The organism is Methanobrevibacter sp., assembly GCF_017406825.1.
Classification (GTDB): Archaea; Methanobacteriota; Methanobacteria; order Methanobacteriales; family Methanobacteriaceae; genus Methanocatella.
Map to the genome: position 1 here is coordinate 70,331 of NZ_JAFQXT010000043.1, position 13,221 is coordinate 83,551.

Annotated in this window: 10 protein-coding genes; 7 read left to right on the forward strand and 3 right to left on the reverse strand. The window is 35.9% G+C overall.

Features of this window, described 5'->3' with window-relative positions:
* Positions 1 to 8: 8 nt before the first annotated feature.
* The 3 genes from IJF99_RS07765 (at position 9) to IJF99_RS07775 (ending at position 2,254) form a co-directional block, all read left to right on the forward strand.
* Positions 9 to 971 (forward strand): tyrosine--tRNA ligase, encoded by a 963-nt coding sequence (locus IJF99_RS07765; RefSeq protein ID WP_292793872.1) that lies wholly within the window; start codon positions 9 to 11, stop codon positions 969 to 971.
* Complete coding sequence (locus IJF99_RS07770; RefSeq protein WP_292793874.1) at positions 972 to 1,178, forward strand: hypothetical protein; 207 nt, start codon at positions 972 to 974, stop codon at positions 1,176 to 1,178.
* Positions 1,179 to 1,642: 464 nt separating this feature from the next.
* Positions 1,643 to 2,254 (forward strand): phosphatase PAP2 family protein, encoded by a 612-nt coding sequence (locus IJF99_RS07775; protein ID WP_292793888.1) that lies wholly within the window; start codon positions 1,643 to 1,645, stop codon positions 2,252 to 2,254.
* 26 nt (positions 2,255 to 2,280) lie between these two features.
* On the opposite strand, the gene tmk is transcribed toward IJF99_RS07775, so the two are convergent.
* Entirely contained in the window at positions 2,281 to 2,859 is a 579-nt protein-coding gene (gene tmk / locus IJF99_RS07780) for a dTMP kinase (protein WP_292793876.1), read from the reverse strand.
* Between the two features lie 81 nt (positions 2,860 to 2,940).
* Here tmk and IJF99_RS07785 point away from each other — a divergent pair, with 81 nt between their 5' ends.
* From IJF99_RS07785 to IJF99_RS07795, 3 genes are read left to right on the forward strand one after another with little or no spacing between them, the layout of a single operon-like run.
* Complete coding sequence (locus tag IJF99_RS07785) at positions 2,941 to 5,445, forward strand: U32 family peptidase (protein WP_292793878.1); 2,505 nt, start codon at positions 2,941 to 2,943, stop codon at positions 5,443 to 5,445.
* The gene (locus IJF99_RS07790) at positions 5,432 to 7,852 is read left to right on the forward strand and encodes a U32 family peptidase (protein WP_292793880.1); all 2,421 of its coding nucleotides are present in this window, start codon (positions 5,432 to 5,434) and stop codon (positions 7,850 to 7,852) included. Before IJF99_RS07785 ends, IJF99_RS07790 begins: the two co-directional genes overlap by 14 nt.
* A gap of 55 nt (positions 7,853 to 7,907) precedes the next feature.
* Positions 7,908 to 9,857, forward strand: a complete 1,950-nt coding sequence (locus IJF99_RS07795) for an endonuclease MutS2 (RefSeq protein ID WP_292793889.1) — start codon at positions 7,908 to 7,910, stop codon at positions 9,855 to 9,857.
* Between the two features lie 92 nt (positions 9,858 to 9,949).
* Here the strand turns inward: IJF99_RS07795 and IJF99_RS07800 are convergent, their stop codons facing one another.
* Positions 9,950 to 10,405, reverse strand: coding sequence for a DUF308 domain-containing protein (locus IJF99_RS07800; protein WP_292793881.1), 456 nt, complete (start codon positions 10,403 to 10,405; stop codon positions 9,950 to 9,952).
* 276 nt (positions 10,406 to 10,681) lie between these two features.
* Between IJF99_RS07800 and IJF99_RS07805 the strand changes: the two genes are divergently transcribed.
* Positions 10,682 to 12,643: a phage holin family protein gene (locus tag IJF99_RS07805; protein ID WP_292793883.1), complete on the forward strand. Its 1,962-nt coding sequence runs from the start codon at positions 10,682 to 10,684 to the stop codon at positions 12,641 to 12,643.
* An 18-nt stretch (positions 12,644 to 12,661) separates the two neighbouring features.
* On the opposite strand, the gene IJF99_RS07810 is transcribed toward IJF99_RS07805, so the two are convergent.
* Complete coding sequence (locus tag IJF99_RS07810) at positions 12,662 to 13,126, reverse strand: hypothetical protein (RefSeq protein WP_292793884.1); 465 nt, start codon at positions 13,124 to 13,126, stop codon at positions 12,662 to 12,664.
* Between the last annotated feature and the right edge of the window lie 95 nt (positions 13,127 to 13,221).

Below are 13,221 nucleotides of genomic sequence, written 5' to 3' on the forward strand. Positions count from 1 at the left end.
GTGATAAAATGAATATTGAAGAAAAAATTCAATTAATTGAAGAAGGAACCTTGGAAGTTATAGATACTGAAGAATTAAAAGAAGTGCTCGAAAAAGAGCAACCTATAGCTTATACCGGTTATGAACCTTCTGGTAAAATCCATTTGGGTCATGCTGTAACCGTACAGAAATTAAAACAATTACAGAAGTTAGGTTTTAAAATTAAAATCCTTTTAGCAGATTATCATGCATTTTTAAATGGTAAAGGAACTATTGAAGAAATTTCCGAAACTGCAGAGTATAACAAGAAATGTTTCGAGGCTCTGGGTCTTGATGAAACAACAGAATACATTCTCGGCTCATCATTCCAATTAGACCCTGATTATACCAATAAAGTTTATCAGTTAGCTACAATGACAACTCTAAAAAGGGCAAGAAGAAGTATGGATCAGGTAAGCCGTGCAGATGACAATCCGAAAGTGGCCAGCGTAATATATCCTATCATGCAGACCGTTGACATGGCTGCTCTTGAAGTTGATGTGGCTCTTGGAGGAATGGAACAAAGGAAAATCCAAATGTTGGCACGTGAAAACTTGGAAAAAATTGGAGAAAATGTACCTGTCTGTATTCACACCCCATTACTGCATGGTCTTGACGGTGATGCTAAAATGAGTTCCAGTAAAGGAAACTACATTGCAGTGGATGACAGCGTTGAGGAAATCACCAAAAAAATCAAGAAAAGTTTCTGCCCTCAAGGGGAAATTGACGGAAATCCTATGATTGAAATAGCTGAAACATTTGTTTTCCCAAATCAAGATACTTTACTTATCAAAAGGCCTGAAAAGTTCGGTGGAGACATTGAACTTACTCATGATGAGTTAATCAAAGACTTTAGTGATGGAGAATTACATCCAATGGATTTGAAAAATGGAATCAAGGATTTCTTAATTGAATTCTTTGCGCCAGTAAGAGAATATATGGAGGAGGATTAAATGGCTGAAGAAAAAGAAGAATATGAAATGGGCATACCAAATGGTGTTGGAGAACAAATGCTTGCACATGCTTTCGAAAAATTCGACATCAAATTGGAACAAACTGAATTCGGCCCTAAAATTATTGGAGAATATGAGGAACTTGTTAAAACAAGAGAATTCCTTGAAAATGCCATTCGTGAAAGATTAGAAGAATTAAAAAAATAATCTAATCTCATTTATCTTTTTTTAAATTTATCATAATATTCCATTTTTTAGAATAAACCTTTTTAAATGAGTATTTTGATAAATACTCTACATTAAGGTGATATTTATTTTAGGAATTTCAATTTTATTATTTTTACAATTTTTACGTGAAGCTACTGGAGGTATTTTCGATACCTTTTTCTTAACGTGCGCGTACTTAACGGATTTGAGAAATGTATTATTTCTATTTGCAATTGTCTATTGGTGCATAGACAAAAAATTAGGTGAATTCTTATTGGTTTCATTTAATTTCAGTCGTTTATTCAATGGATTTTTGAAAATTGGAGTATGTCAGTATCGTCCATGGATACTCAATTCACAGGTGCATCCGGTAGACGAGGCTATGGATGATTTAGGCTATTCCTTCACGTGGCCATTCAACAGCAGCAACCACATTATTTGGAGGCGGCGCATTATATGGAAACATTCGTAAAGGGTTGAAAATACTTTTAATCATTTGTTTTCTGCTTGTTTGTTTCAGCCGTTGCTATTTAGGAGTGCATACTCCTGCTGATGTAATCTGCGCAATAATATCTTCTTTAATTATATTGATTATCATCAGAAAGGTATTCGACAAATATGGGGATAATCCGAATATGGATTTGATCATAGCTGGTGCAGGGATTCTTATTTCAATTTTGCTTATGGTTTATGCAGTGACAAAATCTTATCCTATGGATTATGATGCTGCAGGAAAATTAATTGTCGACCCCGCTGAAATGATGCTTGATGCATTCAAGGATGCAGGTTTGGGAATAGGAATATCTCTTTCATGGATTATAGAACGCAGATTTATAAAATTCACAAGTGACGGAAATTTGGAATCCAAAATTATGAGATTCATCGCAGGATTTATCGGTTATGAAATTATTTTAACTGTTATCTATCCCATCCTTAAAAATTGCTGCATACCTGAAGTCGGCAAATTTCTGGGTTATATGATATTCCCTATTTATATCATGATAATCGTTCCTATCATAATCAAATTTTTCCAAAATAGAAGCAAAAAGAAATTGGATTATGAAACTAACCCATAATCCCTATGTGAATCATGTTTCGTGATTCACATTATGCAATCAGGACAAATTCCAAGGTATGGAGCTACAGCTTTCTTGATATCTGATGAGACTTTATTTACTCCATTATTTGCATCAATGATTTGATGTTCATAATTCTTAACTATTTTTAGGTAATTCTCCTTAACGCCAGTTAAGAATTGCTCATTTTCAAAGGTGTCCTTTCCGGAAGTCCTTGAAACGGACTTTTTAACATCCAAATCAAGCAGAATCAATAAATCCGGTTTTTTGGCATACCTATTTAAAACCTCAATCCATTCTGCAGGTTCCTGGTAAGCCATTGAAGAAATAAATGACCTGTCTGAAATTATGATTTTGGATTCATCATCCAGTTTATCCATAATCAGCATTCTGTCTGCCGCAAAAAGAAGACCCAAAGTCCTTTGGACATTATCTGATTGGGCATCAGGCCTTTGCAGAATCTTGCGAATGAGTTTGCCGACTTCAGAATCTGTTGGCTCTACCAATGTTTCAACCCTGAACCCATTGGCCTCCAGCCATTCCTTCAACATTCTGATTTGGGTGGATTTTCCAGCACCATCAATTCCTTCAAATACTATGTACATAACATAGAATATGTTTTAATTTAATATATAATTAATTACAAAAAGTAGAATGTATAAATCAAATAAAGGTGTAATTAGAAAATGGTTTTAGAAGAGTTACTAGCACCGGCAGGCTCACCTGAAGTGTTGACAATTGCAGTTAATGCAGGTGCCAATGCCGTTTACATTGCAGGACACAAATATGGTGCAAGAGCATATGCAAAAAACTTCAGCTTCGAGGAGATTGAAAAAGCTGTGAACTACGCTCATCTGAACGGCGCCAAAATCCATGTGACCGTCAATACATTGGTTAACAATTTTGAGATTGTTGATGTCCTGAATTACTTATTCAAATTATACCAGATTGGAGTGGATGCTGTTATCGTGCAGGATTTTGGTCTAATCTGGCTTTTAAAGACATTCATTCCTGATTTGGAGGTTCATGCGTCAACCCAAATGGGTTTGAATAACTATTCCTCAATCAAATGGGCCGCCAAAAACAACATCAAAAGGGTTGTCCTTCCAAGGGAGGTCAGCATAGAACAGATTAAACAGACCACAGAACAGCTTGAAAAGGACAACATTGACATGGACATTGAAGTATTCGGCCATGGAGCACTATGTTACTGTGTAAGCGGAAAATGTTACATGTCCTCATACAACAGCGGCAGGAGCGGCAACAGAGGAGCCTGCGCACAGCCCTGCAGACGGGAATACCGCTTGAAATACAGAGGATACAATATCGGAAACGGATATCTCCTATCAACACACGACCTTGCAACCTACAATAATCTGAAAGAGATTGGGGAAGCGGGAGTCAAATCATTGAAACTTGAAGGCAGAATGAAATCCGGCGATTACATCGGAACCATCGTAAACAGCTACAGAAACATCATCGACGGGAAGCCAGTTGAGGACTATAAAAAAGACCTACACCTTGTTTTCAACAGACAGTTCACCAACGGATACATGATGGGGGACAAACCGGGAGATGTCATGGGCAGAGGCCATTCCGGCCATGAAGGACTCTACATCGGAGACATCGTCAATATTGAAGACACCAATGTAACGATTGAGATTAAGAACAAGGAGATTCCAGTCATTTTAGAACCGGGAGACGGAATCGCCTTTAAATACAACGGGAAAATCAAAGGAATATATCTGGAAAACATCATCAAGCAGGATGAAAACGAAATCATCATTGACACCACCCGTCTTGTCAAAGTCGGAACCGAAGTGTTTATCAGCTATTCAAAATCAACTCACGATTATCTGAAACAATTCGAAAAGGAGACAATTAAAAGCAATGTGGGGATTAATCTGTCCCTTACCTGGGATGATAAGCTGAACCTGTTTACCAAAGTCGAATATCATTTGGATGGCGAACTGATCAATTTCAGGCACAAGACATTGGATAAATTCGAAAAGGCCAAAAACAAGCCGGTGAGTGAAGAAGTCATTGAACAGCAATTGAAAAAGACAGGCGGCACACCGTTTTATATAGAGAATATCCGCTTTAACAACATGCCCCAAGACATTTTCATACCTATCGGTGAGATTAACCAAATCAGGCGTGAAATCCTAGACACGGCAACCGATTTGCTGTTGAAACATTACACTCCTACCAAAAAATCCGTTAAAGCTGTCCGCAAGGATTTGACCAAGTTTTTCGAAGATTATGAAAAAAATCCCGGCAAAATCAAGAAGAAAACTCCTAAATTATCCATTTTCATTGATGACATAGCGCAAATCAAGGCCGCCTCAGGTTTTGATTTGAAACGAATCTATTTTGACGGGAACTGCCATTACAACAATCCTGAAGATTACTTTGAAAACATTAAGGAAACTTTAAAGAAAGGCAGTCTGATGGCTGCACCTACAGAGTTCGTATGGGTATTGTCATCATTCATATCCGAAGAGGATGCCGTCAGATGCAACGAAATAGTTAAGGAACTGCAGGACGAAGGAATCATTATTTCCGTAATGGGAGATTATCCTGCAATGAATGAGATATTTGACTGTTCAATACATGGAAATCATAACCTGAACGTGTGGAACAGTTTCTGTGTGCATAACTTGAATGCATCCGGATTCAAATCACTGATATTGTCCTCGGAGCTTTCTGGCGAAGAGATTAAAGAAGTGGTGAAAAGAAATCATGACCGAAACATTGACCTTGAAATGATTGTCAATGGAAACCTGGAGGTTATTGTAAGCAAAGATGATTTCACCAATTTGAACGATGGAAAAGACTTCATCATCTCAAATGATGCTGATTATGCGACTTTAGAAGATAAAAAAAGGAAAAAATTCAAATACAAAATATTTTTCGACTACAACAGGCAAAGCCACATCATAAACAAGGATTGTTTGTGTCTGATTGAAGAGATTAATGAGATAAAGGAATTCGGCCTTGATTCACTGATTCTGGACTGCAGATACTCCAATGAGAAATACACTTCACAAATCTTATCAATTTATAATGAAAGTCTTAAAAACAAGGACCAAGAGGAATTGACCAAATACAAATACCAGATTATGGATTTCTCACAATCCTACATCAATAAAGGCAATTATATTGAGGGAAGGTTGCATGAGAATTCCTGAACTGCTTGCTCCGGTCGGATCAATGGACCATTTGAAAGTGGCAATCAATGCAGGGGCCAGTTCCGTCTATTTATCCGGAAAGAACTATGGCGCAAGGAAGTTTGCCGAAAACTTCACATTGGAAGAAATAGAGGAAGCCGTAAACACCGCCCACATGCATAATGTCAAGGTTTACGTTACCGTCAATACGCTAATTAAAGAATCGGAACTTGAAAATGTTATAAACTATCTATCCAAACTATATGCAATCGGCGTTGACGCAGTTCTTGTGCAGGACATCGGACTTGTTGATTTGATTAATGAACATTTGCCCGATTTAAACATCCATGCTTCAACGCAGATGACCTGTGAAAACCAAATGAAATTGGATTGGCTTGAAAGCAAAGGCATTAAGAGGGTTGTTCTTCCACGTGAAATGAGAAAAGAAGAAATTGAAAATCTCAAAACTGATATGGAGCTTGAAATATTTGTCCATGGAGCATTATGCTATTCCTATTCTGGACAGTGCCTGATGAGCAGTTTCAAGGGAGGCAGAAGTGGAAACCGAGGCGCATGCGCCCAACCTTGCCGTCAGAAATATAGGATTGAGGGAATAAAAAAACAGGATTACTATCTCTCTCCATGCGATTTAAGCTTATTTGATCATTTAAGGGAAATCTCCGAGTTGAATATTCGATGCATCAAGATTGAAGGCAGAATGAGGTCGAAAGAATATCTGGCCATTGTTGTAAGCAACTACCGAAAAGCATTGAACAGGCTAAAAAGCGGGAAGAAAACCACATCAGAAGAAATAAAATTAGTGTTCAATAGGGGTTTTAGTGAAGGGCAGTTTTTAAATGCCTCCAAAAGAAGCATACGTGCAGGACACATTGGCTTAAGGATAGGTCGCGTAATCAGCGGCGGCAAAAACCAACTTGCAATACGCCTGAATGATTCACTGAAAACAATTCCTGAAAGGGGAGACGGACTGTTGATGGTGAAAAATGACAGGGACTATGGTTTTGAAATATCCCATGACCCCCTCATAACGACGCTAAACCATTTCAATAAGGGCAAGAATAAGCCGGTTAAGGATTTAACCCGTGAAAATAAAGTTTTGATTGTTAAAAAAGTATGGCAAAACAGGAAATCCGATTTCGATTTAAATGAATCTGACGTGTATCTGACAAAAAGAAACAGACTGGCTAAACAGGTAAAGGAAATTGAAAATAAGGGTTCAAGTTACGTCAAATCAAAATTGATATTGACTTTTTCATTGAAAAATAAGCTACCCGTCCTTAAGGCCAGGCTGACACTTGCAAATCATAGGGAAATTAAAACGGAGGTGATGGGAGATACTCCTTTTGAAAAGCCTCTTAAAAAAAGTGTGAGTGCAGAAACAATCAAAAAACAATTATCCAAACGGGACAAATACCCTTACCAAATTACTCAAATCAACGTTAACTATGATGGAACACTATTCATTCCAATCAGCAAGATCAATGCTCTTAGAAGGAACCTATTTGAAAAATTGGAAAATGAAGTTAATGCCTTTTACAGACATGAATACAAAAAGATCATATTGAATAAAACTGAAAATGCCTCAAAAGAGACTGCAGCAAACATTTCATTTTATACAAACAATTTAAAACATCTGGAAAACCTTGATGGGGTTAGAAGGGTCTATCTGGAGATTCCTCCTGCGGATGATTCATTAATAATCCTTAAAGATGAAAAATACAATCTCAGTTACATGATTGATTTTATTAAAAAATCCGTTGAGATATCATCTGATAAAGACTATGAACTGATCTGGAAATGGCCTGACATCGCTCATGACAAGTTGATTAAATCACTGAATAAAGTACGGGGAATCTTGAACCGGATGCACTGCTCTCTTCCAATCATGAGTGCTGATTTTAATGGAGAGTATGGTCCGTATTCAATGAACATCACAAACAATGAAAGCATAAACAGTCTTGAAAACTATAGATTAGTGACCATCTCACCGGAATTGAGGAAAAAGGACTATGAAGACATTATAACCTATGCCAAAAATCCGAATAAGGTTGAAATGTTGGTTCAAGGATCAGTTGAACTGATGAAGACCAGATATCCGATATTATATGGAAATGAAAGTAAAAAGGATTATAGGAATTATCTAATCGATAGCAAAAGCAATAGGCATCCGATTCATAAAAGCATTTCAGGTGATGAACTGATCATATTCGATGACAGCGAACTTTCATTACTCACAGAAATCAATCACCTGAAAAACATTGGATTTTCTAACTTCTCAATAGATGGAAGATATAAAGACGATGAATACTATAGAGTGGTCGATATTTATAAAAAAGCTTTGAACGGAACTATTGACAAAAAGGAACTTGAAAAATACAGTCCTAAAAATACCCTTGCTAATTTTTAATAATACTTTTCAAATGCTCTCGCAAAAATCGAATATATATTGATATATAGACTATATTTACAAAAAGGGTTTGGTAAATATGTGCGGAGAAAAAATGACATTGCAAAACATTAAAGGAGTAGGGGATAAAATCTCTGAAAAGATAATCAACAGCGTTGGAGGAGAAGAGGAACTTCAAAAGATTGTTGATAATGTGGATGTTGAAAAAATAGCAAATATCGAAGGAATAAGTCAGAGAAAAGCTATTGAGATAATGAATCAGCTTTTGAACAATCCCGAATATGAATTTATAAAAAGCGATAGGGCGATGGAGCTTTATGACGACATCATAAATAAGATTTTGGCTTATTCAAATACATCATATTCCAAAAATAGGATATTGCTGCTTTCTCCATCAAAAGATATCGATAAGATAAATTCAAGACTTGATTTTGTAATGAATGCGAAAGAGCATGTCTCACAACTTCCTATAATCAAGTTGAGAGGCCTTATGAAAAATCTGAAGGAAGTTGAAGAGGCAAAACCGGAATATGATCCGAGCAAAGCAATCATTGTTGAAAGTGATGAGGACAATTCCTACCTTACCGATTTGGGTTTAAATCAATATTATCCCATCATTACCGCTACCGATTCTCCGTTACTTAAAGAAGAAATGATGAATTATGATTTAGTATTTTATGTTTATTCTCAGGGAATGCTTGATTTTGAAGGAATGCCTAACCTGATTATGATTAACATTGAGGAAAACGATTATGAAATTGTTCCTGAGATAATCATAAACTTCTTTATTCAAAATAAAGAGCTATTCTCAAAAGTTCATGAGATACAAAAAATCAGAAATAAAGAAAGTGTTCTTGGGGAAATCATTCCCATAATCAATGAGTTGAATATCATCGATAAAAGAGAAGTTGATATTGAGAAACTTGTCTTTTCCCTTAAAGATGAGATGGATGAGGAATTGGAAAACTCTATAAAACATGTTGATCTTGAAGGAGATGAAATTCTCAACCTATTAAACAACAACTTTCCTCCAAAGATTAGTAAAATATTTGATGAAATTATCAATAAAAGAAAAGAAATTATTCGTGAAAAAACAGGGTTAAGTTTTGACCCATATCTTCGAACATATCCAATCCAAATTGATGAAACAGAAATACAAAGGGTGACCCTAGAACAATCCTCGAAAAAAGAAAACGACATTTTCGATATCAAAAAAAGTGCGGCCATTGAACTAAACTCCATTAAGGACAAGGCAATAAAAGAAGTTGAAGATGTCATTAAATTCGATTATGAATTTAGCCTAGGAAGTTTTGCATATGAATATGATTTATGCAGACCCGAATTTAATGAGGAAATTAAATTAAATGGTGCATTGCACTTAGAGTTAGCGCTTAAAAAGGATAAGGAGGATATTCAGAAAGTAGACTATCAACTCACAAAAGATGAAAACATTGCTTTATTAACCGGAGCAAACAGCGGTGGAAAAACAACACTTCTTGAAACCTTAACACAAATATCACTTATGGCTCAGATGGGCCTACCTGTAAGTGCGGATACCGCAGAGATAAAATTATTTGATGAAATTTATCATTTCTCCAAGAAAAGATCACTTGATGCAGGTGCATTCGAATCATTTTTAAACGTTTTCATACCAATCGTCACCACAAATAGTGAAAAGTTAGTATTATTAGATGAACTTGAAGGAATCACTGAACTTGATGCAGCCGTTAAAATCATATCCACATTCATTGATATGATTAAAGAATCAAACTCTTATGGTGTTATTGTCACTCATATGGCCAGGGAATTGATGAACTACACTAATATTCGTGTAGATGGTATTGAAGCAAAAGGATTAGACGAAAATTATAATCTGATTGTAGATAGGACTCCTAAAATGAATTTCCTCGCAAAAAGTACACCCGAACTAATTCTAAAACGAATTTATGAAAAATCAGATGATGATTTAAAAGCTGTATATGCTAGGATTTTAGAAAAATTCTAAACCATATACTACTTTTTACTATTTTTAATGTATTAGGTTTGTATTCGAAAAAAGGTTAAAAAAATAAAAGCAATCAAAAGATTGCTTAATGTTTATTTTGCGATGTATAAACTTACGCCTTCAACGATTAAAGCTACGCCTATTAGTATTGCTGCAAATAACGGAGTAGTTAGTGACAATGCTCCAAGGATGAACGGCACAATACCCAAAATTATTATAAATATTGAAAGAATTTTTGATGCGCCGTCTCCTGAAAGCAGACCTGCAATACCTAATAAAACTATTATAATTCCAATGATATAGAATTGTATTCCTAACAGGAATGACAATGCATCAAGGTTGAATATAAATAATAATCCAAATATAATGGCAAGAATTCCAATAACAACATTAAATGCTGAAAATCCAGAAAATAGTGATGCTATACCTAAGAATACTAAACTTAGCCCAATCATGATGGATACTAATCCTGTGCTAATAATAGGGAAAATTATGAAAATTAATCCTAATATTATTGATAATATTCCGGCGATTTTATTTGATTCCATGCTTTCTCCTCCTAAAAATTATTTTTTTCACTTTTTCAAGTGAAAATGTTAAAACTTAAAAAGTAAAATGCTCTTTACAGTATAACTATTTCTCGTTTTCAGTATTTATTATTATTGATTAAAATAAAAAATTAAAAATATTAATACAGATATAACATTAGTAAGAGCATTTGAAAAGAATTATTTTCACTGCACCTTCAATATTTGTGCAATTCACTCCCGACTTAAAGAAGTCGAGGCATTCTTGCACATATTAAGATAAAGGATATGGGCATTATGGAAATTTTTAAGGAAAAACAAACCCCAAAAAGAAGCTTGAAAAGAAGCTTAATTGTATTTATTGGAAACATCATAGGATTATATTTGATAAGTTTTTTAGGATTGGGAGTTGAAATCAGCCAATCCGGAGACATAATGCTTTTAGTGATATTCATCAGTTTAGTTAATGCAATATTATGGCCTATTTTAACAAGAATAGCTATGCCGTTTCTAATTTTAACATTCGGTGTGGGAACATTGATTCTGAATGGAGTTCTGCTTCAGATTTTTGCGCCTATGTTTGGGATAGAAATTAAAGGCGCCGCACTGATTCTCGCCCCATTGGGAATGGCCGCCGTTACAACCATACTGTCTTCATTGATAACAATTGAGGATGACAGTTCGTATTATAGGGCCGTTTTAAATGATGCGGAAAAGAAAAGAAAAAGTGAAGTCAAAAATTATCCTGGAGTGATAATTGTTGAAATTGACGGGCTTGCCTATAAAGTCTTATGTGAAGCAGTCGAAAGGGGAGACATGCCCACTATGAAAGAAATGATTGAAAGCAACGATTACAATCTTCGAATGTGGGAAACTGATCTGTCTTCCCAAACCGGTGCCAGCCAGGCAGGAATTCTTCATGGCAACAACGAAGGCATTGTTGCATTCAGATGGATTGAAAAAAGCAACGGCAATCAGATGATGCAATGTTCCGGAATCACAAAAGTGCCTGAATTAGAGGCAAGGATTTCAAATGGGGATGGATTGCTGGCGGATAACGGGGCAAGCAGATCCAATCTGTTCTCTGGAGATACTGATAATGTGATATTTACATTCAGTAAGATAATGGACTTTAAGAAACTGTACAATAAGGCATGGTACTCAGTATTTTCCAATCCAAGTTATTTTGCACGTATAATCGCCCTGTTTCTTGCAGACATTGTACGTGAAATCTGGTCACAAATCACACATTCAATAAAAAATGTCAGGCCAAGAATAAGGCGCGGAATAATGTACATTCCAACAAGGGCCACTACAAATGTATTTATGAGGGAAATCAACACTTCCACATTAATTGGAGATATGATGGTTGGGGATGTTGATGTTGCATACTCAACATACTTAGGTTATGATGAAATAGCGCACCACTCCGGAGTCAGGGACAGCGACGCATGGATTGCCTTAAGGCAAATGGACAAGCAAATCAAGCACTTGATTGATGCAAACAAGTATTGTCCTAGGGACTATCAATTCGTGATTCAATCAGACCACGGTCAGACTAACGGAGCCACATTCACCCAGCGATATGGTCAAACCTTTGAGGACTTTGTTAAATCATTGCTTCCGGAAGATATGACTGTGTTTGCAAAACTGAGTTCTGATGAAGACCACTTTGCGGGGTCTTCTCCATTTTCAAGAGACGAGAAAAAAATAAAAAAAGAAGAAAAAGAACAAGAAGAATTAAGTGACTCTGAAGTCATCGTGCTGGCTTCAGGCAATCTTGCAATGATTTATTTGACACAATGGAATCAAAGACTAACATATGAGGAACTCAACACTTATTTCCCTGAACTGATACCTGGCCTCATAAACAATGAATATGTCGGTTTTATTCTGGTAAAATCCCGGGAACATGGGGACATTGCCATGGGTAAAAATGGAACATATTATCTTGACAGTGGTGAGATTGACGGTGAAAATCCTCTTGAAGGATTTGGAGACAATATAGTCAGACATCTAAAAAGAACAAGCTCATTTGAACATGCGCCAGACATACTGGTTAACAGTTTCTATGATGAGGAAGCTGATGAGGTATGTGCATTTGAGGAATTGGTTGGAAGCCATGGTGGAGCCGGTGGAGACCAATCCAAACCGTTCATATTGTACCCTTCAAGCTGGAAAGTCAGTGATGATGATATCATCGGTGCAGAAAATATCTATAAACTGCTAAAAGAGAATTTAGCTGAATTGAAAAAATAACTAAATAAAAAAAAGTTTTTAAGTATTTTCTGCCATTGGGTCAAATCCAAAAACTTTTTTTGCAAGTCCAAAACCGATTGGATAGATTACAATATTTATAAGTAAATATGCAGTTACCCATCTGACAGGCCATAAATAAAATAACCATTCCACTGACATTCCCATTGTAAGGCCAAATATCAAAGCCATTATAAAGCTCATCATTAAGCTTATGAAAAATGCTGCAGGATTCCAAAGACCCATGCCATCACGGTCAGGATTGAAATGGAATACCAGTTCTGCTAATCCAAAACCGATTGGATAGATTACAATATTTATAAGTAAATATGCAGTTACCCATCTGACAGGCCATAAAATCAGACATAAATCCCATTCAAGCCCTGGAATATTTAAAAGATAGGGAACAAACATTCCAAAAATTATTGCCATTATCATACTCATCATTAAGCTTATGAAAAAAGCAGCAGGGTTCCAAAACCTCATATGCCACCTCCATTTTTTCTTTTAATACTTAATGAATTTAAACTTTAAATAATTTTTGATGTGTCATTAACTTGTTGGAAACATAGAATATGAAA

What these genes read in the sequence shown, in the direction of transcription:
- IJF99_RS07770 (WP_292793874.1), top strand. Translation starts at nt 972, where the DNA reads ATGGCTGAAGAAAAAGAAGAATATGAAATGGGCATACCAAATGGTGTT.
- IJF99_RS07800 (WP_292793881.1), bottom strand. Translation starts at nt 10,405, where the DNA reads ATGGAATCAAATAAAATCGCCGGAATATTATCAATAATATTAGGATTA.
- IJF99_RS07810 (WP_292793884.1), bottom strand. Translation starts at nt 13,126, where the DNA reads ATGAGGTTTTGGAACCCTGCTGCTTTTTTCATAAGCTTAATGATGAGT.
- IJF99_RS07785 (WP_292793878.1), top strand. Translation starts at nt 2,941, where the DNA reads ATGGTTTTAGAAGAGTTACTAGCACCGGCAGGCTCACCTGAAGTGTTG.
- IJF99_RS07790 (WP_292793880.1), top strand. Translation starts at nt 5,432, where the DNA reads ATGAGAATTCCTGAACTGCTTGCTCCGGTCGGATCAATGGACCATTTG.
- IJF99_RS07805 (WP_292793883.1), top strand. Translation starts at nt 10,682, where the DNA reads ATGGAAATTTTTAAGGAAAAACAAACCCCAAAAAGAAGCTTGAAAAGA.
- IJF99_RS07765 (WP_292793872.1), top strand. Translation starts at nt 9, where the DNA reads ATGAATATTGAAGAAAAAATTCAATTAATTGAAGAAGGAACCTTGGAA.
- tmk (WP_292793876.1), bottom strand. Translation starts at nt 2,859, where the DNA reads ATGTACATAGTATTTGAAGGAATTGATGGTGCTGGAAAATCCACCCAA.